The sequence below is a fragment of the Methylobacterium sp. genome, from assembly GCF_028290105.1.
Lineage (GTDB): Bacteria > Pseudomonadota > Alphaproteobacteria > Rhizobiales > Beijerinckiaceae > Methylobacterium.
This window is the reverse complement of record NZ_JAQGKL010000146.1, coordinates 21961-48733: the sequence shown is the minus strand read 5'-3', so window position 1 is coordinate 48733 and position 26773 is coordinate 21961. Positions and strand designations below refer to the sequence as shown.

30 protein-coding genes are annotated in these 26773 nt (G+C 69.2%); 8 read left to right on the top strand and 22 right to left on the bottom strand.

All coding sequences use genetic code 11. The features are described from left to right. Positions 1–6: 6 nt before the first annotated feature. On the bottom strand, positions 7–2637 hold the full coding sequence (gene clpB / locus JWQ05_RS10560; protein WP_299658360.1) for an ATP-dependent chaperone ClpB: 2631 nt from the start codon (positions 2635–2637) through the stop codon (positions 7–9). A gap of 260 nt (positions 2638–2897) precedes the next feature. Here clpB and JWQ05_RS10555 point away from each other — a divergent pair, with 260 nt between their 5' ends. Next, positions 2898–3668: an MOSC N-terminal beta barrel domain-containing protein gene (locus JWQ05_RS10555; protein ID WP_299658358.1), complete on the top strand. Its 771-nt coding sequence runs from the start codon at positions 2898–2900 to the stop codon at positions 3666–3668. Here the strand turns inward: JWQ05_RS10555 and JWQ05_RS10550 are convergent. Both JWQ05_RS10550 and JWQ05_RS10545 read right to left on the bottom strand, forming a co-directional pair. Continuing rightward, a complete protein-coding gene (locus JWQ05_RS10550) occupies positions 3665–3940 on the bottom strand; it encodes a hypothetical protein (RefSeq protein WP_299658356.1) in 276 nt (91 codons plus the stop codon). The two genes, JWQ05_RS10555 and JWQ05_RS10550, sit on opposite strands and share 4 nt — an antisense overlap. Positions 3941–4185: 245 nt before the next feature. Next, a complete protein-coding gene (locus tag JWQ05_RS10545; RefSeq protein ID WP_299658354.1) occupies positions 4186–4395 on the bottom strand; it encodes a hypothetical protein in 210 nt (69 codons plus the stop codon). 235 nt (positions 4396–4630) lie between these two features. Between JWQ05_RS10545 and argB the strand changes: the two genes are divergently transcribed. The 3 genes from argB to JWQ05_RS10530 all read left to right on the top strand — a co-directional run bounded on the left by argB (position 4631) and on the right by JWQ05_RS10530 (position 6861). Beyond that, positions 4631–5527 carry an acetylglutamate kinase gene (argB, locus tag JWQ05_RS10540; protein WP_299658352.1) on the top strand — a complete coding sequence of 299 codons (897 nt, stop codon included), beginning with the start codon at positions 4631–4633 and terminating at the stop codon, positions 5525–5527. Between the two features lie 174 nt (positions 5528–5701). Next, positions 5702–6430 (top strand): pyrimidine 5'-nucleotidase, encoded by a 729-nt coding sequence (locus JWQ05_RS10535; RefSeq protein WP_299658350.1) that lies wholly within the window; start codon positions 5702–5704, stop codon positions 6428–6430. Then, complete coding sequence (locus JWQ05_RS10530; RefSeq protein WP_299658348.1) at positions 6427–6861, top strand: metallopeptidase family protein; 435 nt, start codon at positions 6427–6429, stop codon at positions 6859–6861. The genes JWQ05_RS10535 and JWQ05_RS10530 overlap by 4 nt, the downstream gene beginning before the upstream one ends. On the opposite strand, the gene JWQ05_RS10525 is transcribed toward JWQ05_RS10530, so the two are convergent. The 5 genes from JWQ05_RS10525 to JWQ05_RS10505 form a co-directional block, all read right to left on the bottom strand. Next, positions 6862–8103, bottom strand: coding sequence for a peptide ABC transporter permease (locus JWQ05_RS10525; protein ID WP_299658346.1), 1242 nt, complete (start codon positions 8101–8103; stop codon positions 6862–6864). Between the two features lie 131 nt (positions 8104–8234). After that, a complete protein-coding gene (locus tag JWQ05_RS10520; RefSeq protein WP_299658344.1) occupies positions 8235–8762 on the bottom strand; it encodes a DUF2937 family protein in 528 nt (175 codons plus the stop codon). 65 nt (positions 8763–8827) lie between these two features. Then, entirely contained in the window at positions 8828–9100 is a 273-nt protein-coding gene (locus tag JWQ05_RS10515) for a hypothetical protein (protein WP_299658342.1), read from the bottom strand. Between the two features lie 7 nt (positions 9101–9107). Beyond that, positions 9108–10109 (bottom strand): WD40 repeat domain-containing protein, encoded by a 1002-nt coding sequence (locus JWQ05_RS10510; RefSeq protein ID WP_299658340.1) that lies wholly within the window; start codon positions 10107–10109, stop codon positions 9108–9110. 34 nt (positions 10110–10143) lie between these two features. Then, positions 10144–10821 (bottom strand): DUF1275 family protein, encoded by a 678-nt coding sequence (locus tag JWQ05_RS10505; RefSeq protein ID WP_299658338.1) that lies wholly within the window; start codon positions 10819–10821, stop codon positions 10144–10146. 168 nt (positions 10822–10989) lie between these two features. Here JWQ05_RS10505 and JWQ05_RS10500 point away from each other — a divergent pair, with 168 nt between their 5' ends. Genes JWQ05_RS10500 through JWQ05_RS10490 form a run of 3 tightly spaced genes read left to right on the top strand, consistent with a single transcriptional unit; the run spans position 10990 to position 12959 of the window. Next, a complete protein-coding gene (locus JWQ05_RS10500; RefSeq protein ID WP_299658336.1) occupies positions 10990–11418 on the top strand; it encodes a response regulator in 429 nt (142 codons plus the stop codon). A 46-nt stretch (positions 11419–11464) separates the two neighbouring features. Next, entirely contained in the window at positions 11465–11824 is a 360-nt protein-coding gene (locus tag JWQ05_RS10495; RefSeq protein WP_299658334.1) for a photosystem reaction center subunit H, read from the top strand. A gap of 55 nt (positions 11825–11879) precedes the next feature. Continuing rightward, the gene (locus JWQ05_RS10490) at positions 11880–12959 is read left to right on the top strand and encodes an ROK family protein (protein ID WP_299658332.1); all 1080 of its coding nucleotides are present in this window, start codon (positions 11880–11882) and stop codon (positions 12957–12959) included. Positions 12960–12969: 10 nt separating this feature from the next. Here the strand turns inward: JWQ05_RS10490 and JWQ05_RS10485 are convergent, their stop codons facing one another. From JWQ05_RS10485 to JWQ05_RS10420, 14 genes are all read right to left on the bottom strand, one after another. After that, entirely contained in the window at positions 12970–13557 is a 588-nt protein-coding gene (locus tag JWQ05_RS10485) for a DUF2939 domain-containing protein (protein ID WP_366944583.1), read from the bottom strand. Positions 13558–13601: 44 nt separating this feature from the next. Beyond that, positions 13602–14147, bottom strand: a complete 546-nt coding sequence (locus JWQ05_RS10480; protein WP_299658328.1) for an RNA pyrophosphohydrolase — start codon at positions 14145–14147, stop codon at positions 13602–13604. Positions 14148–14224: 77 nt separating this feature from the next. Next, positions 14225–15433, bottom strand: a complete 1209-nt coding sequence (locus tag JWQ05_RS10475) for a divergent polysaccharide deacetylase family protein (RefSeq protein WP_299658326.1) — start codon at positions 15431–15433, stop codon at positions 14225–14227. Between the two features lie 138 nt (positions 15434–15571). Beyond that, entirely contained in the window at positions 15572–16894 is a 1323-nt protein-coding gene (locus JWQ05_RS10470; RefSeq protein WP_299658324.1) for a S41 family peptidase, read from the bottom strand. After that, entirely contained in the window at positions 16894–18234 is a 1341-nt protein-coding gene (locus JWQ05_RS10465) for a peptidoglycan DD-metalloendopeptidase family protein (protein ID WP_299658322.1), read from the bottom strand. Before JWQ05_RS10465 ends, JWQ05_RS10470 begins: the two co-directional genes overlap by 1 nt. Continuing rightward, the gene (rlmH, locus tag JWQ05_RS10460) at positions 18231–18734 is read right to left on the bottom strand and encodes a 23S rRNA (pseudouridine(1915)-N(3))-methyltransferase RlmH (RefSeq protein ID WP_299658320.1); all 504 of its coding nucleotides are present in this window, start codon (positions 18732–18734) and stop codon (positions 18231–18233) included. Before rlmH ends, JWQ05_RS10465 begins: the two co-directional genes overlap by 4 nt. Before the next feature lie 13 nt (positions 18735–18747). Continuing rightward, complete coding sequence (rsfS, locus tag JWQ05_RS10455; protein WP_299658318.1) at positions 18748–19176, bottom strand: ribosome silencing factor; 429 nt, start codon at positions 19174–19176, stop codon at positions 18748–18750. A 63-nt stretch (positions 19177–19239) separates the two neighbouring features. Next, entirely contained in the window at positions 19240–19863 is a 624-nt protein-coding gene (locus JWQ05_RS10450) for a nicotinate-nucleotide adenylyltransferase (protein ID WP_299658317.1), read from the bottom strand. 30 nt (positions 19864–19893) lie between these two features. Continuing rightward, the gene (locus tag JWQ05_RS10445; RefSeq protein ID WP_299658315.1) at positions 19894–21192 is read right to left on the bottom strand and encodes a glutamate-5-semialdehyde dehydrogenase; all 1299 of its coding nucleotides are present in this window, start codon (positions 21190–21192) and stop codon (positions 19894–19896) included. 107 nt (positions 21193–21299) lie between these two features. Continuing rightward, complete coding sequence (gene proB / locus JWQ05_RS10440) at positions 21300–22436, bottom strand: glutamate 5-kinase (RefSeq protein ID WP_299658313.1); 1137 nt, start codon at positions 22434–22436, stop codon at positions 21300–21302. A 157-nt stretch (positions 22437–22593) separates the two neighbouring features. Further along, positions 22594–23628 (bottom strand): GTPase ObgE, encoded by a 1035-nt coding sequence (gene obgE, locus JWQ05_RS10435; RefSeq protein WP_299658311.1) that lies wholly within the window; start codon positions 23626–23628, stop codon positions 22594–22596. 150 nt (positions 23629–23778) lie between these two features. Beyond that, positions 23779–24045: a 50S ribosomal protein L27 gene (gene rpmA, locus JWQ05_RS10430; protein ID WP_244013899.1), complete on the bottom strand. Its 267-nt coding sequence runs from the start codon at positions 24043–24045 to the stop codon at positions 23779–23781. 39 nt (positions 24046–24084) lie between these two features. Further along, the gene (gene rplU, locus JWQ05_RS10425; protein WP_055947814.1) at positions 24085–24399 is read right to left on the bottom strand and encodes a 50S ribosomal protein L21; all 315 of its coding nucleotides are present in this window, start codon (positions 24397–24399) and stop codon (positions 24085–24087) included. A gap of 224 nt (positions 24400–24623) precedes the next feature. Continuing rightward, complete coding sequence (locus tag JWQ05_RS10420; RefSeq protein ID WP_299658303.1) at positions 24624–26156, bottom strand: helicase HerA-like domain-containing protein; 1533 nt, start codon at positions 26154–26156, stop codon at positions 24624–24626. A 160-nt stretch (positions 26157–26316) separates the two neighbouring features. On the opposite strand from JWQ05_RS10420, the gene JWQ05_RS10415 reads away from it, so the two are divergent. Beyond that, positions 26317–26703 carry a DUF2267 domain-containing protein gene (locus JWQ05_RS10415; RefSeq protein ID WP_299658301.1) on the top strand — a complete coding sequence of 129 codons (387 nt, stop codon included), beginning with the start codon at positions 26317–26319 and terminating at the stop codon, positions 26701–26703. Positions 26704–26773 lie beyond the last annotated feature (70 nt).

Genomic DNA, 26773 nt, shown 5'->3' with positions numbered 1-26773 from the left:
CCTCGATCAGTTCAGGGTCGCGCGCTCCGGCCGTCGCTCGGTGGTCAGACCGGACTTTCCGACCATCAGACCGAGAGGCCCGACCTCAACCGGCACCGCCTCCCCGTCGTGGATCAGGCCCGACAGGAGTTGCTCGGCGAGGCGGTCCTGCACCGCCTTCTGGATCACCCGCTTCAGGGGACGTGCCCCATAGGCCGGGTCGTAGCCCTTGTCGGCGAGCCAGTCGCGGGCCTCCGGCTCAACGTCGAGGGTGATCTTGCGCTCGTCGAGGAGCTTCTGCAGGCGCTTCAGTTGGATATCGACGATCGCGCCCATCTCCGAGCGCTTCAGGCGGTGGAACAGGATGATCTCATCGATCCGGTTCAGGAATTCCGGCCGGAAGTGGCCGCGCACCACCCCCATCACCTCGTCACGCACGGCCTCGGTGTCCTCGCCCTCTCCCTGATTGACGAGGTATTCCGAACCGAGGTTCGAGGTCATGATCAGGAGCGTATTGCGGAAATCCACCGTCCGCCCCTGCCCGTCCGTCAGGCGCCCGTCGTCGAGCACCTGCAGCAGGACGTTGAACACGTCCGGATGCGCCTTCTCGACCTCGTCGAACAGCACGACCTGATAGGGCCGGCGCCGTACGGCTTCGGTCAGCGCTCCACCCTCCTCGTAGCCGACATAGCCGGGAGGCGCGCCGATGAGCCGGGCGACCGAGTGCTTCTCCATGTATTCCGACATGTCGATGCGAACCAGGGCCGTGTCGTCGTCGAACAGGAAGCCGGCGAGCGCCTTGGTCAGCTCCGTCTTGCCGACGCCCGTCGGCCCGAGGAAGATGAAAGAGCCGATCGGCCGGTTCGGGTCCTGAAGACCGGCACGGGCGCGGCGCACGGCGGTGGAGACCGCCTCGACGGCTTCCCGCTGCCCGACGACGCGCTGGCCCAGCACGGTCTCCATGGCGAGCAGCTTGTCACGCTCGCCTTCCAGCATCTTGTCGACGGGCACGCCGGTCCAGCGCGAGACGACGCCCGCGATATGGGCGGGCGTCACCGCCTCCTCGACCATGCCGTCGCGCTGCGCCGCCCCCTCGCCCTGCGCCTCGATCTCGGTGAGCTGGCGCTCCAACCCCGGGATCACGCCGTAGGCGAGTTCGCCCGCGCGCTGGTACTGGCCCTGGCGCTGGGCCGAGGCGAGGTCGTTACGGGCCTCGTCGAGCTTGCGCTTCAGGTCGGCGGCCGCCCCGAGCTTGTCCTTCTCGGCCTTCCAGCGAGAGGTGATCGCAGCCGACTGCTCCTCGAGATCGGCCAATTCCTTTTCGAGCCGCACTAGACGGTCACGGGAAGCGGTGTCGGTCTCCTTCTTCAGGGCTTCGCCCTCGATCTTCCGCCGCACGATCTCGCGGTCGATGTTGTCGAGTTCCTCCGGCTTCGAATCGACCTGCATGCGCAGGCGCGAACCGGCCTCGTCCATGAGGTCGATGGCCTTGTCCGGCAGGAAGCGGTCGGTGATGTAGCGGTTCGACAGGGTCGCGGCAGCCACCAGCGCCGCATCCTGGATGCGCACGCCGTGGTGCTGCTCGTACTTCTCCTTGATCCCGCGCAGGATCGAGACCGTGTCCTCGACGGTGGGCTCGGACACGAAGACGGGCTGGAAGCGCCGCGCGAGGGCCGCGTCCTTCTCCACGTGCTTGCGGTACTCGTCGAGGGTGGTCGCACCGACGCAGTGCAGTTCGCCGCGCGCGAGAGCGGGCTTCAGGAGGTTGGAGGCATCCATCGCCCCATCGGCCTTTCCCGCGCCGACGAGGGTATGCATCTCGTCGATGAACAGGATGATGCCGCCCTCCGCGGCGGTGACCTCGGAAAGCACGCCCTTCAGGCGCTCCTCGAACTCGCCGCGGTACTTCGCACCCGCGATGAGGGCACCCATGTCGAGGGCGAGCAGGCTCTTGTCACGCAAGGATTCCGGCACGTCGCCGTCGACGATGCGCAGGGCGAGGCCTTCGACGATGGCGGTCTTGCCGACACCGGGCTCGCCAATCAGGACAGGGTTGTTCTTGGTGCGACGGGACAGGACCTGGATGGTACGGCGGATCTCCTCGTCGCGGCCGATCACCGGATCGAGCTTGCCCTCGCGTGCCGCCTCGGTGAGATCGCGGGCGTATTTCTTCAGTGCGTCGTAGGCGTTCTCGGCGGTGGCGTTGTCGGCGGTGCGCCCCTTGCGCAGGGCGTTGATGGCACCGTTGAGTGAGGCGGCGGTCACACCGGCGGCAGCGAGCGCCCGTCCGGCTTCCGTGTCCTTCTCGACGGCGAGCGCGAGCAGCAGGCGCTCGACGGTCACGTAGCTGTCGCCGGCCTTTTCGGCCGCCTTCTCGGCGGTGTCGAACAGGCGCACGAGTTCGCGCGTCGCCTGCGGCTGGGACGCGTTGCCGGAGACCTTCGGCTGCTTGGCGAGCCAGGCCTCGGTCTGAGCGAGCGCGACCCGCGACTGACCGCCGGCCCGGTCGATGAGACCGGCGCAGAGGCCCTCGGGATCGTCGAGCAGAACCTTGAGGATGTGGCCCGGCTGGAATTGCGGGTGGCCCTCGCGCATCGCGAGGCTCTGAGCCGCCTGGACGAAGCCCCGGGCGCGTTCGGTATAGATCTCGAAATTCATGGGTGTCCCACCTCTCCGTACCGGCTTTCGCCCATCCGCCCGCATGATGCGGCACGGCGGGTCGCCGAAACGTTGCCCCCACGGCCTCGGGCCGCTGGGGACACCGGCCCCACCATGGCCGCCGGTTCGCTGGATGTAGTGTTGCAATTCGGCACCACAAGAGTCCGGGACGCGACTGCTTCGCGCCTCTGCCGATTGTGTGCCTGGGCTTGCATCGCCTTGCAAAGCAGGGCCACGCTGGGCGAATGATCGCGCCCTCCATGACCGCCTCTCTCAGCCTCGACGCCCTCTATCGCTACCCCGTGAAGGGACTTTCGCCCGAGCGTTTGGAATCGGCGGACCTACAGCCCGGCGCGTATTTTCCTGGCGATCGTCTGTTCGCGGTGGAGAACGGCCCTTCCGGCTTCGACCCGGATGCGCCGACGCACCAGCCGAAGATCAAGTTCCTGATGCTCATGCGCCACGAAGCCCTGGCGCAACTCGAGACCCGCTACGAAGCCGGGACGGGAACGCTGACGATCCGCCAGGGCGGAGCGGCGACCGTGCGGGGCGATCTCCGCACGCCGGAGGGACGCGCTGAGATCGAGGCCTTCCTCACGGCCTTCCTCCCGGAGGCGATGCGCGGTCCGGCCAAGGTCCTGACCGCGCCGGACGGATATCGCTTCACGGATTCGGCGCGCGGCTTCGTCTCGCTCCTCAACCTCGCCAGCGTCGCGGCCATCGAGGACATGACCGGCACAGCCGTGGACCCGCTCCGGTTCCGAGCGAATCTCCATGTCTCGGGCCTCGCCCCCTGGGCCGAACTCGACCTCGTGGGCCGCACGATCACGACGCCGGGCGGCGTGTCCTTGCGCATCCACAAACGCACCGAGCGCTGCGCCGCGACGAATGTCGATCCGGTGACGGGCCAGCGCGATCTCGCCATCCCCCGCACCTTGTCACAGCACCTCGGACACACCGATTGCGGCGTCTACGCGGAGGTGCTGAACGGAGGCCGGTTGGAGGCCGGAGACCGGCTCACGCTCGACTAGATCGCGTCGCGGTGGACCAGCACGATCGCGGCGGCGTAGCCGGCGCGGCGCAGGTGGCGCAGATCCGCGTGGCGGCGTTCGCAGGTGACCTTGAGGTAGCGGTCCTCGCCGCCCGGCAGGCCCGTCGAGGCGGCGACCACCTGCCCGCGCATGATGCACTCCATCGGAGTGCGGGCGGGCGAGACGATGACGTCGAGGGCGGTATCGCGGGAGCAATCCTTGGCCACGAGGGTGGCGGCGCAGACGAGGGCAACGGACAGCAATTCAGGCATGACGGACCCCTTGTTCGAGACTGGCGAATAAGGTCCGCGGTGTGGCTCCGGCGTCCGAGCGGCCGCGTGATCGTTGCCTTGGTGTTTCCCCTGTCGTTCTTATCGAGATCGTTCTTGATCAGGTCGTTCTTGGCCGGACCTAGCATGGCGTATGCCAGCCCGGTTCATCGGTACCTGCGGGTTGCCCGTATCGGGGCCGGACTTGCGTCGGGCGCAGGCCTGGCCGGGTCGATGCCGGGCCGTGCTCAGCGCCGCATCGGCAGCCAGTGCGGCTCGGGCTCCGCGCGCGGCAGCAGCGCCGCGACGGCATCGAGATCGACGGCGAAGTGTTCGGTCAGGAGGCGCCAGACATCCGTCCGCGAGCCGGCATGATGGCCGAGTTGATCCACCGTACTGGCGAGGAGACGGGGGTTCAGGAGTGTCGGACGAGGCAGGTGCGAGTCGGCGTTCGGCATGGCGTGAAATCCTGGGCGACACCGCGATCATGAAACGGCAACCTTAACGGAAACTTACCCGCGAGGGTGTCCTGGCCAGGAATGTATCTCGCACGTTGCATTCGCGCGTCGTCTGCAGAATTCGCGGCCTGTGCGAGAAATTCGCCGGACCGCTGCTTCGCAGCACCGCCTTGCTGCGTTAGAAGCCCGGCGTCGCGCGCGGGTGCCCGACGCGCCATCGAGGACCAGCCCCACGATGAAAGAACCGCTGCCCAACGTCCACGTGCGCGCCGAAGTCCTCGTCCAGGCCCTGCCGCACATGCAGCGCTACGACCAGGAGATCGTGGTCATCAAGTACGGCGGCCACGCCATGGGCGACCGCGCGGCAGCCGAGGATTTCGCCGAGGACATCGTGCTCCTGGAGCAATCTGGCCTGAAACCGATCGTCGTGCATGGCGGCGGCCCGCAGATCGGGCGGATGCTCGGCCGGCTCGGCATCGAATCCGAATTTCGCGGCGGCCTGCGCGTCACCGACGAGGCCACCGTCGAGGTGGTGGAGATGGTTCTCGCCGGATCGATCAACAAGCAGATCGTCGGCTGGATCTCCGCCGAGGGCGGCCGCGCCGTCGGCCTGTGCGGCAAGGACGGCAATATGGTGCGGGCCAGGAAGGCCACGCGCACCATCATCGATCCCGAGAGCCAGACCGAGCAGGAGATCGATCTCGGCCTCGTCGGCGAGCCCGAGCACGTCGAGCGCGGCGTCCTCGACGCGGTGCTCAAGGCCGAACTGATTCCCGTCCTGGCCCCCGTGGCCTTCGGGGCGGACGGGCAGACCTACAACGTCAATGCCGACACCTTCGCGGGCGCCATCGCGGGGGCGCTGCGGGCCAAGCGCCTGCTCCTGCTCACGGACGTGCCGGGGGTCCTCGACAAGGACAAGAAGCTGATTCCGGAACTGTCCATCGACGATTGCCGCCGCCTGATCGCCGACGGTACCATCACGGGTGGCATGATCCCGAAGGTCGAGACCTGCATCTACGCCCTGGAGCAGGGCGTCGAGGCCGTGGTCATCCTCGACGGCAAGGTCAGCCACGCGGTGCTGCTCGAACTGTTCACGGATTACGGCGCCGGCACACTGATCCGGCGCGGCTGAGACGGAGGCGACTCGCAACGATGCCTCGCGCCCCTGCGGCGCGGGGCCGGCGCTTGCCGGACGCGCGCGGCCATGCTCTGAAAAGCGACCAGCGACGCTTCCCTTTGGGAGGTCCGGTTCCCATCTGGGGCAGCCGGGCAGCCCGAGCCCACCCCGAACCCGTGTCGATACGCCTTGTTCCTTCCCGGCGAGAGCCACTTCACCACCGCGCAATCCCGTGGCTTCCGCCACGTCGACACCTGGGTGTTCGACCTCGACAACACGCTCTATCCGAGCGACGCACGGGTCTGGCCGCAGGTCGACGAGCGTATTACCCTCTACGTCATGCGCCTCTACGGGCTCGATGGCCTCTCGGCGCGGGCACTGCAGAAATATTTCTACCACCGCTACGGCACGACCCTGAAGGCGCTGATGGTCGAGGCGGCAATCGATCCGCACGACTTCCTCGACTTCGCCCACGACATCGACCATTCGGCGATCCGGCTCGATCCCGCCCTCGGCGAGGGCATCGAGCGCCTGCCCGGGCGCAAACTGATCCTCACCAACGGCTCGCGCCGGCACGCCGAGAATGTCGCCGCCAAGCTCGGCATCCTCGACCATTTCGAGGACGTGTTCGACATCGCCGACGCGGACTTCGTGCCGAAGCCGGAGCGGTCCACCTACGAGCGCTTCCTGAAGCGCCACGACGTCGATCCGCGCCGGGCCGCCCTGTTCGAGGACATCGCCCGCAACCTCGTCGTGCCGCATGACATCGGGATGTCCACGGTGCTGGTGGTGCCCCCGACCCTCGATCCCTTCCGAGAGGCCTTCGAACAGGAGGCCGTGCGCGAGCCGCATATCGACCACATCACCAGCGACCTGGCCGGCTTCCTGCGCCAGCACGTCCTGCCGGAACTCGCATGAGCAGCGACCCGATCCACGACTGGACGCGGCTGCGCGCGCCGGACCTCGCGGCGATCGAGGATCTGGCGCACGAAGCCTTCGCGAACCTGCCGCTGGCCTTCCGGAATCTCTGTACCGGCCTCGTCATCCATGTGGAGGATTTTCCCGACGACGAGACGCTCACCGAGATGGAGTGCGAGAGCGAGTTCGATCTCCTCGGCCTGTTTCGCGGGATCGGGCTCGCCCAGGGCGGCGAAGTGGCCACGGGCCAGATGCCGAACCAGGTCTGGCTCTATCGGCGTCCGCTGCTGGATTACTGGGCCGAGCACGAAGAGACCCTGGGGCACCTCGTGACGCATGTTCTCGTCCACGAGATCGGACACCATTTCGGGCTGTCCGACGACGACATGCAGGCGATCGAGACGGCCGTCGAGGACGCGACCGACGCTTGATCAGATGTCGTTGGCGGCGCGAAGCAGGCTTGCTTTGGGCCGGCGCGTCCGGAACTGGCCCCGCTCTACCGCGACGAAGACCAGCACGGCCAGCGCCAGTGTGGTGAGCCACCACATCACCATCATGCCGACCCCGATGCAGGCGATGAGGAAGGCCGCCGCGAAGGCCGCCATGGCACCGGGCACCAGCACCGAGACCTCCCGGCCGGCCCGAAGGATCGCGGCGCGCAGGGCGAAGGCGGCAGCGAAGGCCCCGACGAGGCCGAGCTCGTACCAGAGCTCGAACAGCAGGGTGCGGGGTGCGTTCATCGGCAGCAGGCCGACGAAGCGGCCGCGCAGGGCCGTCTCGAAGCCGTGTCCCGTGATGAGCCGCAGGGGCTCTGCCGTCACGATCCCCTGCCATGCCTTCAGGCTGAGGACGCCGGGCGCGCGCCCTCCGAACAATCCCGCGCCGATCGGGCGCGCGAGGAAGGGCAGCACCGGGCCGAGCACGAGCAGGGCCGCGGCGATGAAGGCCAGGATGCGCGGGCCGAGGACTGGGCGTGCGACGGTGAGGGCGAAGGCCAGGGCACCGACCGCCAAGGCGACGAGGGTGGTCGGCCCGGGCGAGACGATGAGCGCGACGGAGACGAGCACGGCGAGGCCGAGGGCCTGTCCGTCACGCCCGCGCGAGCGCAGCCAGGCGACCCCCGGCCAGACCAGCAGGACGAGAAGGATGAGCCCCCGGTCGAGGATCGACTCGTCGTCCCCCGACCGTGGCATCCCGCGCCCGAACAGGCCGTATTCCGACAGTCCGAGCCCGATGGCGACGAGGGCAGCCGCCGCCAGCCCGACGGGCAGGAGGTAGAGATTGGCCGAGCGCATGCGGTCCGGCAGCGCGAGGTAGCCCGCCATGGTCATGAGAAGGGTCGCCACGAGGTTGAGCAGGCGCTCGGTGGCGAGATCGAGGAAGGGCGTCCAGACCAGGGACAGCGCGGCCCAGAGGATGAAAAGGCATCCGGCCAGGAAGGCGTGTGAGCGCAGCAGCCGGGTCGAGGCCGGACGGACGGGGCGCGACCTGCCGTCGATGATGCTGGCGAGCAACAGGAGCGCGATGGCGATCGGCGCCAGCACGACCACGGCGCGGCGGGCGAACTGTGCCGCCACCGGCATGATCACGAACAGGCCGATGAAGCCGATACGGCGCAGCAGCGCCGCGGCGTCGTGAGCCGGGTCGACGGAAGACTGGGGGGCGCGCGCCATGCGTTCGATCGAGGCCGTGAACCGGCGCCAGGACGAGGCCTGCGCGCTACGGCACCAGTGGTAGTGCAGCCAGGAGGGGTGGGCTGTAGACGCGATGCAACAGTCGGGCTCTCCCGGCCCCTCACTCGGGTTCAGGCGCGTCGGCTCAACACCGGCCTGCGTCGGCCGACGACGAGGCGGCGGGCGAGATCCGCGAGGATGCGCCAGCCCGCCCAGGTCGCGAGAAACCCGACGAAAGCGGCGGTGAGACCGTCGGCGGTGGTGGGAATGGCCGGCACGTAGTCTTGGTAGGTTGCCCGTGCCAGGGACATGTCTGGATTGCGCAGAACGGCGACCACGCGTCCAAGCGGCCCACCCGCCTCGGCCAGCGCCCGCTGCTGTCGGCTCAGCGCTTTGAGGCGCGCGATGTCCTGGCGCGCCGCAGCGCCCCGACGAGCCACGAGGACATCGCGGTCACCGCTGAGGCGGGCGACGGCTTCGTCGCGGCTGCGCCCGGTGGCGGAAGCATCCGACTCGAAGGTGGTGACCACCCGGCGTAGTTCATCGACGGTCCCACCGAGGCGCTGGGCATATTGCTGCGCGAATTCCGGTGCCTGCGCGGCGATGGCGCCGCCGAGGAGCCCGAGCGCGAGACCGAGGGTGCGCAGGACGCGAAACACGGCATCTCCCGATCTTGACCGTAAGAATGAAAGGCGCGACGGGGTGACGGGTTCCGCTCTCCGCCTCAGGGAACGGGGCGAAGCACCGCCTCGATATCCGCCTCCGAGACCGTGTCCATGGCACGCGCAACCTTCACCGCCCGGGTCGGGCGCCCCGGCGCCATGATCAGGATGACGGTCTCCATACCGGGGCAAGCGGGATCGGCGCACACGATCTCGCTCACTTTGACGAGGACGCCCTCGTCCAGTCCGCCGATCCGGCGCACCCAGGCGCTGATGGCGTCACGGACGCCTTGATCTGCGGGAGGCCGGCGGCCACCGAAGCCGAACAGGGCCATCGCGACCTCAGGCCGGCAGGGTGAGGAGGCCGGCCTGCCCGTCGGCGCAGCCGAAGGCGAGGCGCGTGCCCCGTCCGTCCCAGGCCAGGGCCGAGATCGCGCTGCCCTTCACGGCCGGGCGCACCAACAGTTCCGAGGCATCGGCAAAGCGCACGAGGAGGATGCAGCCATCCTCGTAGCCGATGGCCAGCACCAGGGCCTTGGGGTGGAACGCAACCCGGGAGACGCGGGCCGGGCGCACGCCGCACTCGCGGGGCGCCTTGCCGGTGGGGCCTTCCTTCGAATCGAACGGCCAGACGATGGCGGCCTCGGCGCCGCTGGTGGCGAGCCAATGGCCGTCGCCCGACCAGGAGACCGAGCGCACCTTGCCGGGATAGCCCGACATCCGCATGTGACCGCGGTCGGGCTGAAGGCGCCAGCCGTGCAGCGAGTTTTCCTGCATCGTGGTGACCACGAAACGGCCGTCCGGCGACCAGGTCACGTCGATATGCGAGCCCTTCCACTCGATGAAGTCGGGCGCGGTCTCGAGGTTGGGGTACCAGAGCGTGGCGCCGTTATAGTGCGAGACCGCGAGGCGATAGCCCTTCGGCGCGAAGGCGAGACCGCGCGCCGTGGAGGGCGCCGCGAAGGTCTTCTCCCGGCCCTTGGGGTCGCGGGCGACGACGTTGCGGCCGGCGGCATAGGCGATCCCGCCGTCCGGATGGAGGGCGAGGGCGTCGATCCAGGCGCCGTTCTTCGCGGCCGCCACCTCGATGACGTCGCCCTTGTCGGAGGTCGCCACCACGCGGCCGTCGTCGCCGCCCGTGACGAGACGGCGTCCGTCGCCGGCGCCGACGAGGATGCCGGCCTCGGGATGCGCCTCGACCCGCCGGGTCTCCGAGCCGGAGACGAGGAGCACGCCGCCATCGCCGAGCGCCAGCGCCAGCGTGTCCTTCAGCCAGACCGCCTGGGTGACATGGGCGCCGGCCGCGATGGGCGTCACGTGATCGAGGAGGGAGGGGGCGCTCATGCGGAGGGATCTCTCACAGCGTGGTCTCGCGGGCTCACTTCACGGCGACCTTGCCGGCGGCGTTGGGCACGGCGCGGACGGTCAGGATCGTCGCGAGGAACGCGAGGAAGCCGGCGATGCCGGCGGGGATGGCCAGCGCATACAACGCCAGTTGCCCGTAGGCGACCGTCCCGGCCACCGATCCCACGAAGAGCGAGAACCAGACGACGCCGTCCGAGACCCAGGCCCAGCGCGCGCCGCGCCGGGCCAGCGCCAGGGCGAACTTCTGGCCGAAGCCGAACAGCGCGCCGGTGACGAAGGTGGTGCCGGCGCGAAAGCCCTGGACATGGGAGAGCACCGCGTTCTGCGCGCCCATCGCCAGGGCGAGCATCAGGGAGGCGATGCCGGAATCGGGCGCCGCCGTCGCGGCCTGGAAGGCGGCGCTCACCACCGCCGTCTCGAAGCCGAGGATGACCGGGGTGACCCAGCGCGACGGCGTCAGCGCCGAGAGACCGCCGCCGCAGATGCCGCCGAGCAGGAAGGCGAGGATCAGCAGGGCGGGCAGCAGGGCGTGGTGCGGATCGCCGTGGCCGATCGAGACCGCGAGCTGCGTCGTGTTCCCGCTCATGAACGAGGTGTAGAGGCCCCCCAGCCGGATGAAACCGAGGGCATCCACGTAGCCGGCGAGGGCCGTCAGGATGAGGCCGAAGCCGAGATGCCAGGGACGGGTCATGGGCGCGGCGCCGGTCGATTTATCTCCGGGCCCGCAAGGTTAAAGCTTCGCTTACCAAGTCCGCGCAATTGGAGTGAACGGCGGCGAACGAAGCGCCTCGGCGACCCGTTTGTCTGACGATCCGGCACGGGGCCGAGGCCCTCACGCCGGGTGAGTAGGAGTTGCGTCATGATTTCCTTCGCCTGCGCCTTTCCCAGCATCCCTGCCTTCAGCCCCCGCGGCGCCGCCGAGACCGTCCTGGTGGTCGAGGATGAAGCCATGGTCTGCGAGCTCGCCGCCGAGGCGCTGCTCGACGAGGGCTACCGCGTCCTCACCGCCGCCGATGCCGACGCGGCGGAGGACATCCTGGCGCGGGAGCGCGTCGACCTGCTCTTCACCGATATCGATCTCGCTCGCAACACGAACGGCCTCGTCCTGGCCCATCGCGCGCGCCGACACTGGCCGAACCTGCCGGTGGTCTATACCTCCGGCGGTCGCGGCCAGCTCTCGCAGGCCGACGCGGTCTCGCATTCCATCTTCGTACCGAAGCCCTACCGCCTGAGCCACCTCGTGGCCCTCGCCAACGACATCCTGCGTCCCAACCCCCATCACGCCTGACCGCGTCCGCGCAAAGCGCGTGGACCCCGTCTGCCGGAGCCAAACGATGCGCCTTCTCGCCGCCGCACTCCTCCTTGCCGCCAGCACCGCCACGGCATCCGCCGCCTGCGACGTGAAGGGCGCCAAGCTCGAAGAGGCGATCGCCGGCAAGACCGAGCTGCGGGAATCCGCCAACAAGCAGACCGTGCGCGACCTGCGTACCCTGCGCGACGCCGCGATCGTGCTGGAGACCTACAAGTACGAGGCCGAGTGCGAGCGCCTCGTGGCGATCGTCCGTGCGCTGGCGGCCAACCCCGAGAAGACGATCGAGCGCGGCGGCGACACCGACGAGGAAAAGGCCGAGGACCTGATGGAGGCCCGCGAGCCGAAGGCGCCCGTCGTGCCGGATACCGCCAAGCCCAAATAGCCGGGTTGCGCGTTGGGCTGCGCGCGGAGCCGCGGCGGGGGACGGACGGAACGGCATGAACCAGAACATTACGATCCGCGAAGCGGGCATCGCCCACGCGGCGCAGCGGCTGCCCTCCGTCGTCGTCGACGACTACAACATCGAGTTGAAGGACGGCGACGGCTTCATCGGCGACCGGGTTTCGAAGGCGGCGTTCCGCACGATGCTGGAAGCGTGCCGCGAGCGCCTGCACGCCATTGGCCCCGACCCCCTCGGCGACAAGCCGAGCTGCGATTTTACCAAGCGGCGCCTCGATCACATCCTGCTGGGGCAAGACCCGCTCGCCTCCGGTGCCGTGTTCAGCGCCATCGAGGCCTTCGCGCAGGAACTGGCCCGCGTGGTGCGCATCTTCCTGAACCAGGAGGGCTGGCGCGGGACCCAGGCCATCGTGGTCGGGGGCGGATTTCGCGACAGCCGCGCCGGCTGCCTCGCGATCGGCCGTGCCGGGTTCCTCCTGCGTGGCGAGGGCATCGACATCACCCTGGAGCCGATCCGGCACCATCCCGACGAGGGCGGCCTGATTGGCGCCGTGCACCTCGCCCCCGCCTGGATCTTCTCCGGCTACGACAGCCTCCTCGCCGTCGACATCGGTGGCAGCAACATCCGAGCCGGCGTGGTGACCACGAACCTCAGGAAGGCGCCCGACCTGTCGCGCAGCGCGGTCTGGCGCTCGGAACTCTGGCGGCACCGCGACGAGGACCCGGCGCCGAGCCGAGACGAGGCGATCGAGCGTCTGATCGGCATGCTGAACGACCTGATCCGGCGGGCAGAGCGGGCGAACCTTACCCTGGCGCCCTTCATCGGAATCGGCTGCCCCGGGGTCATCGCGGCCGATGGCACCATCGCGCGCGGTGGCCAGAACCTGCCGGGCGACTGGGAGGGCGACGACTTCAACCTCGCCGGCCGCATCACGGCCGCGATTCCCCGCATCGGTGGTCACACCACCATGGTGGTGATGCACAACGACGCCGTGGTGCAGGGCCTGAGCGAGGTTCCGGACCGCAAGGACGTGACGCGCTGGGGCGTCCTCACCATCGGCACCGGCCTCGGCAATGCGCGCTTCACCAACCGGGGCGACGAACCGGGCTGCGATTGAGCGAGGCGGGTCAGCGCACCTTGGCGCTGGCGCGGGCGAAGGTCTGGGCGATCCGCTCGCGAAGCTCGTCGTTCAGTTCGATGTCGACCACGCGCCAGGTCCAGGCGTGCAGACGCAATCGGATTCTCAAACGGCGGTCCCGGCTCGCCTCGGGGGGCACGCCGACGACCACGGCGCGAAACCCCCGCATCTCGGAGGCGAGATAGAACGGGATCAGCCGGCGCAGGCTCTCGATGCGCAGGCCCCCTCCCCCGGGTTTCGGCTCAGGCTCATCCCGGCCGAGTTCCACCGTCTGCGGCCAGCCGTCATCGAGGAGATCGACCACCGTCGCAGGCGTGACCAGTGCCTCGGCGATCGGGATCGCCAGGGCGGCGGCGGCCTCCGAGATGCGCTGGCGCTCGCGCGGCTCGATGTCGGGCGCGGACGGGTCGCGCGCCTGCGCGGCCGCTGCCGCCTGGCGGATCACCGACACGCGCAACGTGTGAAAGTTGACGTGGCGTGCGATGTAGTCGGTGTCGTGCGCCTGGACCGCGCGCGCGAGATCGTAGAGCGCCCAAAGGGGCGTCAGCGTGTAGGCGAACCACCCTAGAACCAGCACGACCGGAATTGACCACCACCGCATCGGGATGCCGGCTCAGACTGTCACGAGGGCGCGCGCCATGCGGTCAGGCCCGCAAAGGCGGCGACCACGCCCTCGTAGACCGGCCGCTTGAAGGGCACGATCAGGTCGGGCAAGCCGGACATCGGCTCCCAGCGCCAGGCATCGAATTCGGACTTGAAGACGCCGTTGCCCGGCGTGGCGACATCGATCTCGTCGTCGGAGCCGAGGAAACCGAAGGCGAACCACTTCTGCGTCTGGCCGCGATAGCGCCCCTTCCAGACCTGTTTCAGCACCGTCGGCGGCAGGTCGTAGGAGAGCCAGCCCTCCGTCTCGCCGAGCCGGACGACGGAGCCGGCCGCGACGTTGGTCTCCTCGTAGAGTTCGCGCAATGCCGCGTCCGCCGGGTCCTCGCCCGCGTCGATGCCGCCCTGCGGCATCTGCCAGGCGCGTCCGTCCGCGACGTGCTCCGGCCCCGCATCGGCCCGGCGGCGCCCGATGAACACGCGGCCATCGCGCGAGATCAACGTGATGCCCACGCAGGGTCGGTACGGCAGGCCGGTGCCGTCGGCGATCGGGGGTGCGGTCATGGCGCGACCATAGGCAGACCGGCCATGTGCCGCAACGCACGAAACGACGGCATCGGGTATTTCGGAGGTTCTGCGACTCAGGGTTTCGCGCTGCTGAGCCGCGTCGCCGCCCCTGCCCCCCTGAGGGCCACGCTGACCGGCACCAGCCGGATTCCACGCGCCTCGGCGTCGGCCGCCCAGCGGGCGATCCGGTCGATGCTCATCGGCATGGCACTGGCAGAACCGAGAGCGAAGCCTTTCTGGCGGGCCTGGGCCTCCAGCCGCGCGAGTTCCCGGTCGATGGCCTCGGGGCGCGCCAGCGCGTCGAGCACGATCTCGGCGCGGGCGACCGGCACCTTGGCCTTGGCGGCGAGGGTGCCGGCGAGCGAGCGCGGGGAGGTGCCGTCATCGACGAAGCCGAGACCGCGGGCGCCGATCTCGCGCAGGACCGGTTCCAGCGCCGCCGCATCGCTCGTCAGCTTGGCGCCCATGTAATTGACGATGCCGACGAAGCCGGAGAACCGGCTCATGATCCAGCTCAGGCGGTCCAGGTTTTCCGGCGTCCGCGACGACGTCAGCAAAGTCTGGGGGCCGGGATCGCTGTCGGGATAATCGAAGGGCTCCATCGGAGCCTGGAGCAGCGCCTCGTGTCCGGCTTCCCGCGCACGGGCCACGGTGCGTTCGAGATCGCCACCATAGGGCGCGAAAGCGAGGCTGATCGCAGGCGGCAGGCGGGCAATGGCGCTGGCGGTGGCGGCCTGCCCGATCCCCAAGCCCGAGACGAGGATGGCGACGCGGGGCCCCGAGCCTGCGGCCTCGGGTCGAGCGTAGACGTCGAGGGGACGAAGGCGGCTGTCCCCGAGGCGCGGAACGTTACCGTGGCGGCCCCGCTCGACGAGGCGCGGATCCGGGGCGGAGGCCAGCTTGATCGGCGCGGCGGAGGGTACTTGAATCACGACTGCTTCGCTCGGCGCAGACGTTCCGGTGGGCCGGAAGACGGTGACTCCGGACGCGGACTCGACCTCGTCGGCGCTGCTCGGACCGGTCGTCGGGCGTTGCGGCTTGTCGGCTATCGGCGCCACGGGGGTGGCGACCGGCTCGCGCAAGGTGATGGCGGCCACCGCGCTGGGCTCTCCACCCTCCGGATCGCCGGCCACGGCGAGGATGCTGACTCCGACGACGAGCCCGGACACCAAGCCGCCGAGCAGCATCGGCGCGGTCACCCGGACCTGCCGCAGCGACCGCAGGCGCTGGCCGGAAGCGGGCTTGGCTCCGAGCGGTCGGGTCAGGATGTCGTCGGTGGCCACGCGCAGCCGCTTCCCCAAGCTTCGTGAGCCGATGTTGGACGGCCCTCGCCGAAAACGCGAACGGCCCCCGATGTCGGTTCTGGACCGACATTGGGGGCCGTCATGGTTAACGCTTCGCTAAGGCGAGGCGGATGGACCTCAGTTCGGGACGGCTGCCTTCGGCGTGTTGGCCGCGCCCTTCTGGATGCCGCGCAGGAAGTCGAAGGCAGCGATGAGCTGCTTGTCCTTGGCCGGATCCGGCGGGACGTAGGCCGACGAACCGCCGCGCTCCTCGACGTCCTTCTGCTTGAGGTGGCCCTTCAACCCGGCCTCGCCCTTGGTCTCGTCCTTGCCCTTCAGCTCGTCCGGCACCTCCTGCAGGACCTCCTGGTCCGGCTCGATGCCCTTGGCCTGAATCGAGCGGCCCGACGGCGTGTAGTAGCGCGCCGTGGTCAGGCGCAGAGCGCCGCTGCCGCCGAGGGGGATGATCGACTGCACGGAACCCTTGCCGAACGAACGGGTGCCCAGCACCGTCGCGCGCTTGTGGTCCTGCAACGCGCCGGCCACGATCTCGGAGGCCGAGGCAGAACCGCCGTTGACCAGCACCACGATAGGCTTGCCCTTGGTGAGGTCGCCGGATTTCGCCGAGAAGCGCTGGGTCTCGTCGGGGTTGCGGCCACGGGTCGAGACGATCTCGCCCCGGTCGAGGAAGGCATCCGACACCATCACGGCCTGATCGAGGAGACCGCCCGGGTTGTTGCGCAGATCCAGCACGTAGCCCTTGAGCTTGTCGGGGCCGATGTCGGTGTTGAGCTTGTCGATCGCCGCGCGCATGCCGTCGAAGGTCTGCTCGTTGAACTGGGTCAGGCGGATGTAGCCGACATCGCCACCCTCGGCGCGCGAGCGCACCGGCTTGATCTTGATCACGTCGCGGTTGAGCGTGACCTCGATCGGGTCCTTGGATTCCTTACGGCTGATCTTCAGCTTGACCGGCGAGTTGATCGGGCCGCGCATCTTGTCGACGGCCTGGTTCAGGGTGAGGCCCTGGACCTGATCCTCGTCGATCTGCGTGATCACGTCGTTGGTGAGGATGCCGGCCTTCGAGGCGGGCGTGTCGTCGATCGGGGTGACGACCTTGATCAGGCCGTCCTCCATCGTGACCTCGATGCCGAGGCCGCCGAACTCACCGCGCGTCTGCACCTGCATGTCGCGGAAGCTCTTGGAATCCATGTAGCTCGAATGCGGATCGAGCGAGGTCAGCATGCCGTTCACGGCCGCCTCGATCAGCTTCGCCTCGTCGGGCTTCTCGACGTAGTCCGTGCGCACCTTCTCGAAGACGTCGCCGAACAGGCTGAGCTGACGGTAGGTCTCGGCGGAGGCCGCGACCGCGCTCGTCCCCGAGAGGAGGCGGGTCTGCATCGCCACCATGGAGGAGCCGACGCCGATGAACGCGCCGAGCAGAACGAGGGAAACCTTGCGCATTATCCGCGAACCTTCTCGCTGGGGCTTTTCGCCCACCAAGGCTCCGGGTCGATGGAGCCGCCGTCTTTTCTGAACTCAACGTATAAGACCGGATCGCCGCGATCACCGCCCGCCGAATCGGGACCGGTGCCGCCCTCCCCCATCGCCGCCACCGGCTCGCCCGCAAGTACGAACTGGCCGACCTCGACGTTGATCTGGTCCATCCCCGCCAACAAGAGATAGTAGCCATCGCCGGCGTTGATGATCAAGAGTCGGCCGTACGACCGGAACTGCCCGGCGAACGACACCCAGCCATCGGCCGGTGACGAAACCACGGCTTTCGGCCGGGTCGAGAGCGATATGCCGCGGGTGGTTCCGCCATTGCCGTCGGGCTGGTTGAAACTTCGCACCATCGCGCCACTCACCGGACGCGGCAGGTCGCCACGGGTATCGACGAAGCGTACCTTCGGCGCCAGACGTGCCGGATCCCGGGCACCCGCTGCGGCGAAGCGTTCCTGCGTCGCGCGCGCCTCGCGGGTCTCGGCGGCCCGAGCCTCTTCCGCCGCGCGGCGGGCCGAGGCGACCTCGCCTTCCATACGGTCGAGAAGATCCTTGAGGCTTCTGGCCTGCACGGAAAGCTCGGCCGTACGCGTGCGCTCGGCGGCCAGTCCGCTTTCGATTTCGGCCTGCCGGGTGCGGCGCGCGGCGATGAGCGCGTTGAGGCGCTGCTGCTCGCGGGCCCAGCCGGCGAGATCGTTGGTCAAACCTTCGCGATCGGCGGCGATGAGCCCCTTAAGGCGCACGAGTTCGGACAAGTCGCCGGCGAGCGTCTCTGCCTCGCCCCGCAACTCGGGTACCACGGCGCCGAGTAGCATCGAGGTCCGGATCACCGCGAGCACATCCTCGGGGCGCACCAGTACGGCGGGCGGGGGACGGCGACCCATGCGCTGCAGGGCGGCCAGTATCTCGGCGATGACGCCGCGCCGGGAATCGAGCGAGCGGCGTAGCGCAGCCTCGCTTGCGCCAAGGGTCTTCAGGCGCTCCTCCAACCGGCTCATCCGGACCTCGGTGGCCTGGGCCTGGCGCGCGGCATCGAGAAGCGCGGTGTTGAGCTTGGACCGGTCGCCGCCGATGGCGGCGATCTCCGTCTCGAACTTCGCCCGCGCGCCGGTGCTGGCGGCCAGGGCGTCCTCGATGCGCTTCAGGTTCTCCGCCCGGCGGCTCTTCTCCTCCAGCGCCTTCTGGACGGCCTCCGGTGTCGACGCGTCCTCGGCACGCGCCGCAAGGCCCGCGACGAGGAGTGCGGCCAGGATCAGGCCGCCTCGTACCGCGTCTCGCCTGGGTCGCTTGGCCGAACTCATCGCTCGTCGAGGTTTCCGCGGTGATAGGGATGGCCGGCGAGGATCGTCAGCGTGCGATACACCTGCTCCAGGGCCAGCACGCGCACAAGCCCGTGCGGCAAGGTGGCGGCTCCGAAGGACAGGCTCAGCTCGGCGCGCGCCCGCACCGCCGGATCGAGCCCGTCGGCGCCGCCGATGGCCAGGACCAAGCCTGAGCGCCCGGCATCGCGCCACGTTCCGACACGCTCGGCAATGGCCTCGCTGGTGAGGTCGGACCGGCCGCGCTCGTCGTAGACGGCGAGCACCATGCCGGTGGCCGAAGCGTGGCCCAGGATGGCCGTTGCTTCCTCCGATGCGCGATCCGGCGCGCGGCGCGCCCGGCTCTCGGGGATTTCGGCGACATCGCAGGCGGTGAAGCCGAGGGAGCGGCCCACCTGTGCGGCGCGTTCGCGGTAGCGCGCGGCGAGGTCCCGCTCCGGGCCGGGCTTCAGGCGGCCGACCGCCGCCACGAGCAGGCGCACGCGGCGCCGAGGCTCACTCGGCCAGGGCCGCGGCGGGACGATCGGCGCCCCACATCTTCTCGAGATTGTAGAAACCGCGCACTTCCGGGCGGAAGATGTGAACGATGATGTCACCGGCATCGATCAGCACCCAGTCGCAGGCCGGCATGCCCTCGACCCGGGCAGTGCCGAGGCCCTTGGCCTTGATTTCCTGCAGGACGCGATCCGCGATCGCGCCGACATGGCGCTGGGAGCGGCCGGAGGTGATGATCATCGTATCGGCCAGGGAGGTCCGGCCCATGAGATCGATTTCGATCGTCTCTTCGGCCTTCATGTCCTCGAGGCAGTCGAGGGCGAGGCTCCGAAGATCGTCGATCTTCCGGTTCGTGGAGTCTTCGGAGCCCGGGGCTCCGGTCTGGACCGCGTCGTTCAGCGTCTGGATTCCTGCAATCGCCATCGTCATCCCGCCACCGTACCCTGATTGGCCCGAAAGTGGAACGTGGCACTTGCCTTTTCCATGGCCTGCCTATTCGCCCCGAGCGGGTCTGGCCCGAAGCGCCGTCGACGAGAGGGTCGAGCGGGGGCCGTGCAGGAAGACCCAGGCGGGCGCGGCCCGATCGGCGAGGCCGCCCGCGTCCGATTCGGAAATGCGCCAGCGTGCCAGCCTTCGGGCGGCGCGGGCGGCCGGCGCCGTCAGGGTAAAGCCCGGCCGGTCGATGATCGCGATTGGCATCAGGCGCGCGATCTCGGCAAATCCCTGCCAGCGATGAAATGTCGCGAGACTGTCGGCGCCCATGATCCAGACGAAACGAACGGCCGGATTGCGTCGCGTGAGGAAGCGCAGACTCTGGCGGGTGTAGCGCGCGCCGATCCGCGATTCGAAATCCGTGACCGCGATGCGTGGATGATCGGCGACCCGGCCTGCCCGCGCGACGCGCGTGTCGATGGCGGCCAAATCGCCCCTGTCCTTCAGCGGATTGCCCGGCGTGACCATCCACCAGACCCGGTCGAGCCGCAGCCGCTTCAGGGCGACGAGGCTGACATGCCGGTGCCCGAGATGGGCCGGATTGAAGGAGCCGCCATAGAGGCCGATGCGTAGGCCCGGCGCGACGGGGGGCAGGTGCGCAGGCCCCGACGCGTCAAGGCGCATCGGGGCCTGGATTCCGCAGTGGACGACGCGTCAAGGACGCGTCTGCCCGTTCCCGTGGACGCGGTACTTGAAGGTAGTCAGTTGCTCGACGCCCACGGGTCCCCGCGCGTGCATGCGGCCCGTGGCGATGCCGATCTCGGCGCCGAATCCGAACTCGCCGCCATCGGCGAACTGGGTCGAGGCGTTGTGCGTGACGATGGCGGAGTCCACCTCGGCCAGAAAGCGCGCGGCCTCGGCCGTGTCGTCGGTGATGATCGCGTCGGTGTGATGCGATCCGTTGGTCTCGATGTGGTCGATGGCCGCGTCGAGGCCGTCGACCACCCGCACCGCGATGATCGCATCGAGGTACTCGGTGCGCCAGTCGGCGTCGGTGGCGGCGCTCACCCGGGCGTCCACGGCCTGCGTGGCCGCGTCGCCGCGCACGGCGCAGCCGGATTCCAGCAGGGCGGTGACGAGCGGCGCGAGGTGCGTGCCCGCGCAGGCGCGGTCGACCAGCAGCGTCTCGGCGGCGCCGCAGATGCCGGTGCGGCGCATCTTGCTGTTCAGGACCACGGTCTGGGCCATGTCGAGGTCGGCGCCAGCCGCCACGTAGACGTGGCAGATACCGTCGAGATGGGCGAAGACCGGTACGCGGGCCTCGGCGTGGACCCGCTCCACGAGACCGCGTCCGCCGCGGGGCACGATGACGTCGATGCCGCCATCGAGACCCGACAGCATGGCGCCCACAGCCGCACGGTCCCGGGTCGGCACGATCTGGATCGCGTCGGCGGGGAGGCCCGCGGCCTCCAGCCCGGCCCGCATGGCGCGGGCGATGGCCATGGCCGAGCGGTGACTGTCGGAGCCCGCCCGCAGGATGGCGGCATTGCCGGCCTTGAGACAGAGCGCGCCGGCATCGGCCGTGACGTTGGGGCGGCTCTCGAAGATGACGCCGATCACGCCGAGCGGCACGGCGATGCGCTCGATCAGCAGGCCGTTGGGCCGCTCGAAGGCCGCCACCTGCCGGCCGACGGGGTCGGGCAGCGCGCCGATCTTGGCGACGGCGTCGGCAATGGCGTCGAGGCGGCCCGCGTCGAGGGTCAGGCGGTCGATGAGCGCCTGAGTCTGGCCAGCGGCGCGCGCCGCCTCCACGTCGCGGGCATTCTCGGCGAGGATGGTGTCACGCTCGGCGCGCAGGCGCTCGGAGATGAGCCGAAGCGCGGTGTCCTTGGTCTGGGCTGGGGCGAGGGCGATTTTGCGGGCGGCGGCGCGGGCGCGCCGGCCGATGGCGTTCATCTCGGCGGAGAGATCACCGGGGGGAGCAAAATCGGTGCGCAGGTTCAGAACGGGCACGGCCTTCATCCTCGCGACCGTCGCGAAAAGGGCGCGGCCGCCATGTGTTCCCGCCCGTCATGCCACGTCGCGCGCCGCAAAAACAAGCATTCCCGCTGACAGAGCGGCTATTCCCCAACCATCGCGAGGTCATCGCGATGCACCATTTCCGCCCGGCCCGGATGGGTGAGAAGGTCCGCGATCTCGCGGCTCGGACGCCCGATGATGCGCAGGGCCTGATCGCTGTCATAGGCGACGAGCCCCCGTCCGAGGGTCCGCCCGGCCTCGTCGCGGATCACCACGGCATCGCCCCGCCCGAAGCCGCCCTGAACGCGGGTGACGCCCACCGGCAGCAGGCTGGCGCCGCCCTGGAGCGCCCGGGCAGCGCCCGCGTCGACGGTGAGGATGCCGCGCGGTTCCAGCGAACCCGCGATCCAGCTCTTGCGGGCGGTGACGGGGTTGGAGCCGGACAGGAACCAGCTGCAGCGCCCGCCCTTGAGGATGCTGCGCAGGGGGTTCTTCTCGCGCCCGTCGGCGATGATCATGTGGGTGCCGCCGCTCGCGGCGATCTTGGCCGCCTCGACCTTCGTGCGCATGCCGCCGCGCGAGAGTTCCGAGGCCGGGCCGCCGGCCATCGCCTCGATCTCCGGGGTGATCCGCTCGATCAGGGGGAGATGGCGCGCCTGCGGGTCGGTGTGGGGCGGGGCCGTGTAAAGGCCGTCGATGTCGGAGAACAGCACCAGCACGTCGGCGCCGATCATGGTGGCGACGCGCGCGGCGAGCCGGTCGTTGTCGCCGTAGCGGATCTCCGAGGTCGCCACCGTGTCGTTCTCGTTGACCACCGGCACGGCGCGCACTTCGAGGAGCTTCAGCACCGTGGCACGGGCGTTGAGGTAGCGCCGGCGCTCCTCCGTGTCCTGCGGCGTCACCAGGATCTGCCCGGCGGCGATGCCGTGGTGCCCCAGCGCCTCCGACCAGTGGCGCGCCAGCGCGATCTGACCCACGGCGGCGGCGGCCTGGCTCTCCTCCAGGCGCAGGGTGCCGGGGGGGTAGCCGAGAACCGTGCGGCCGAGCGCGATCGCGCCCGACGAGACCACTAGCACGTCGGCGCCGCTGGCATGCAGATCGGCGATGTCCTCGGCGAGCGCCGCGAGCCAGGCGTGGCGCAGGCGCCCGCGCGCCCGGTCCACGAGGAGGGCCGAGCCGACCTTGATGACGATGCGGCGGAAATCTTGGAGGTTGGGGATCGTCACGTCGGCGGCCATGCGGGGATCATATCGGTTTGCCCGAAGTCGTCGCCCTTGAACAGGAGCGGAAGGGCGGCCTACTTGGCAACGGCATCGTTCCATCGCCTGATCATGGCAATCCTCGCCTGCTCGCTCGAACGACCCCGATGCCAGCGCATCTCGGGCCGTCCGTCGCTCAAGGCTGCCAGGCCTCGGCTGGATGCGCCTCGGCTTCGGCGAGCTTGGCCGCATCCATCTCGCGGGCAATCGCCCGCAGGGCGTCCTGGACGCCGAGGCCGGTCGCAGAGGAGAGGATAAGGGGCTTCTTCTTCGAGGCACGCTTGAGACGGGCGACCTGCTCCTTGAGCGTATCGGGATCGACGACGTCGGCCTTCGAGAGCGCGACGATTTCCGGCTTCTCGTCGAGGCCGTTGCCGTAGGCCTCCAATTCGCGCCGGACGAGCTTGTAGGTCTGGCCCGCATGCTCGTTCGTCGCCTCCACGAGGTGCAGCAGCACGCGGCAGCGCTCCACATGGGCCAGGAACTTGTCGCCGAGGCCGACGCCGTCATGCGCGCCCTCGATCAGTCCGGGGATGTCGGCGAGGACGAATTCGCGCTCGTCCGAACGAACGACACCGAGGCCCGGATGCAGGGTGGTGAAGGGATAGTCGGCGATCTTGGGCTTGGCCGCCGTCACGGTGGCGAGGAAGGTGGACTTGCCGGCATTCGGCAGTCCGACGAGGCCCGCATCGGCGATGAGCTTGAGGCGCAGCCAGATCCACTGCTCGTGGCCTTCGAGGCCCGGATTGGCGTGCTTCGGCGCGCGGTTGGTGGAGGTGGTGAAGTAGGCGTTGCCGAAGCCGCCGTTGCCGCCCTTGGCGAGGCGCACGCGCTGGCCGACATGGGTCATGTCGGCGATCAGGGTCTCGCCGTCCTCGGCGATGATCTCGGTGCCGGCCGGCACCTTCAGCACCACGTCGGCGCCGTTGGCCCCGTGGCGGTTCGAGCCCATGCCGTGCTCGCCCTTCTTGGCCTTGAAGTGCTGCTGGTAGCGATAGTCGATCAGGGTGTTGAGGCCGTCGACGCACTCGACCCAGACGTCGCCGCCGCGCCCGCCGTCGCCGCCGTTGGGGCCGCCGAACTCGATGAACTTTTCGCGCCGGAAGGCCACGCATCCGGCGCCACCGTCGCCCGAGCGGACATAGACCTTGGCTTCGTCGAGGAATTTCACAGGAGGACTCAGTTCAGGTTGGACGTCAGGATGCGGGGGCACCGCCGAAACGACGACGGGGAAGATGGTTTCCCACCTTCCCCGGGATGATCTGGTGATCGGACCGTTTCGGGGGAAGGCCCGCGAAACGCATCCAAATCGGCAGGTGCCTTACTCGGCGGCTTCCTGAACCGGCACGACCGTGACGAAGGCGCGCCCGCGCTTCGTCTCGAACAGCACGCGGCCGGCGACCTTGGCGAACAGGGTGTGGTCGGTACCGATGCCGACATTGGTGCCGGGGTGCCACTTGGTGCCGCGCTGGCGCACGATGATGTTGCCCGGGATGACCGCCTCGGAACCGAACTTCTTCACGCCGAGGCGCTGGCCGGCCGAGTCGCGGCCGTTGCGGGACGAGCCGCCTGCTTTTTTATGGGCCATGGGAAATCACTCCGAATTCTTGAATCTCAGGTCGGATCGTCAGGCGCTGATGCCGGTGATGCGCACCACCGTGTGGTGCTGCCGGTGGCCCCGCTTGCGGCGGGAGTTCTGGCGGCGGCGCTTCTTGAAGGCGATGACCTTCGCGTCGCGGCCATGGCTGACGATCTCGCCGGTGACGCTGATGCCCGAGAGCAGCGGCGCGCCGACCTGGGTGGCGCCTTCGCCGTTCGTGAACAGGAGCACGTCACCGAAGGTGACGGCCGAACCGGCCTCGCCTTCCAGGGTGGCGATCGTGATGGTGTCGTTGGCGGCAACGCGGTACTGCTTGCCGCCCGTCTTGATGACTGCGAACATCGTTCTCTCTCGTGTTCTCTGCCGGCCTCCGGCGCGCCTCGCGGCGAATCCTGGACCGTCTTCTTGTTCAGGTCATCCGCGAACACCGATCGAGCGATGCGCGAACGCGAAACGCGCGAACTTCGTCGAGGAAGTCGCGCGAGCGACGGTGGATAGGCGGGTATGGGGTGATTTGTCAATGTCGCGGCAGCCAAGTCGCGGCAGCCGAGACCGCGGCGACCCACTCACCGCTTCGTCAACCCACCCAGCACGTTGCGCAGGATCGCATTCCCCACTTCGGTGCCGACCTTGCGGGCCATGGAGCGGGCGGCGTTGCCCAGAACCTGCTCGGCGAGCCCCGGCGCCGGGCGTCGGCCCTTGCCCGCCGGCTTGGTGCCCAGCACGCCGCCGAGCCATCCGCCGAGCATGCCGCCCAAGCCCCCCTCGGAGCCCGCATTCCCGTCGGCACCGCCCGCGTCGAGCCCCTTGCGGGCAGCCAGCATCTCGTAGGCGCTCTCGTTGTCCACGGACTCGTCGTACTTGCCGCGCACCGGGCTCTTGGCGATCAGGTCCGCGCGCTCGGCCGGGGTGATGGGGCCGACGCGCCCCTGCGGCGGCGCGATCAGGGCGCGCTCCACCACCGAAGGCGTGCCCTTGGCCTCGAGAAAACTCACCAGGGCCTCTCCGACACCGAGTTCGGTGATCGCCTGGGCGACATCGAAGCCGGGGTTCTGACGGAACGTCTCGGCGGCGGCCTTCACGGCGCGCTGGTCGCGTGGCGTGAAGGCGCGAAGCGCGTGCTGCACCCGATTGCCGAGTTGCCCGAGCACCGATTCCGGTACGTCGAGGGGATTCTGCGTGACGAAGTAGACGCCGACCCCCTTCGAGCGGATCAGGCGCACCACCTGTTCAACCGCGTCCAGCAGGGCTTTGGGCGCATCGTCGAACAGCAGGTGCGCCTCGTCGAAGAAGAACACGAGCTTGGGCTTGTCGAGGTCGCCGACCTCGGGCAGCTGCTCGAAGAGCTCGGAGAGCATCCAGAGCAGGAACGAGGCGTAGAGGCGCGGCCGCTGCATCAGCTTGTCGGCGGCCAGCATGTTGACGATGCCCCGGCCCTCGCGGTCGACGCGCATGAAGTCGTTGAGATCCAGCGCCGGCTCGCCGAAGAAGCGGTCGGCGCCCTGGTTCTCCAGCATCAGGAGTTGACGCTGAATCGCACCGACGGAGGCCGCCGAGACGTTGCCGTACTGCCCCGAGACCGCCTTCAGGTTCTCGGTGAGATAAAGGAGCAGGGCCCGCAGATCCTTGAGGTCGAGGACGGGCCACTTGTTGTCGTCGGCGACCCGGAAAGCGATGTTGAGGACGCCTTCCTGGGTGTCGCTGAGTTCGAGCAGGCGCGCCAGCAGCAGCGGTCCCATCTCGATCACCGTGCAGCGGATCGGGTGGCCCTGGTCGCCGAACAGGTCCCAGAACACGACCGGAAACCGGTCGGGCTCGTAGGGCACCCCCAGCTCCTCGGCGCGCTTGACGAAGACCGGCTTCGATTCACCCGCCGCCGCGAGGCCGGACAGGTCGCCCTTGATGTCGGCGGCGAAGACCGGGACGCCCGCGTTGGAGAACCCCTCGGCCATGACCTGCAGGGTCACGGTCTTGCCGGTGCCGGTGGCGCCGGCCACGAGGCCGTGTCGGTTGGCGAGCCGGAGGGTCAGGCCTTCCGGCTTCAAGGTTCCATCCTTCAGCGGAGCCTTGCCGACCAGGATCGTGCCGTCGCCCTGCATCACAATTCGCTCCCCCGTGCCGGTCGATGCGCATCGGCACCGACCTTGAGCGTTATGGCGCCCGGGCGCGGCATTTTCCAGCGGAACCGTCCCTGGCCTTGATTTCGGGCCGGCAAGGCCGGAAGGACTAAGCCCCGACCGTTCTGGAGCTGATGTTGAGATGGAAGAGTTGATCGCCCGCGTCACGACCCGGACCGGCCTCGATGCCGCGACGGCCCAGACTGCCATCGGGCACATCCTGGCGTTCCTGCAGAAGGAAGGGCCGGCGACCGAGGTGAGCCAGCTCCTCAGCGCCCTGCCGGGCTCGGAGACGACGATCGCCGATTCGAATGCCGGCGAGGGCGGTGGCGGCCTGATGGGCATGCTCGGCGGCATGATGGGCGGGGGCGTCATGGCGCTCGGCCAGAAGCTGATGGCGTCCGGCGTCCCGATGGGCCAGATGCAGCCCCTGGGCCAGGAACTCTTCGCCTATGGCCGCGAGAAGGCCGGCGAGGACGTCATGGGCCCGATCGTCGGCGCGATCCCTGGCCTCAACCAGTTCGTCTGAGTTTTTGCGCGTTCGATCCTTCGGCGACTATCCATCGGGTGATCGCCGAAGGCGGGACCGGCGCGGGGTG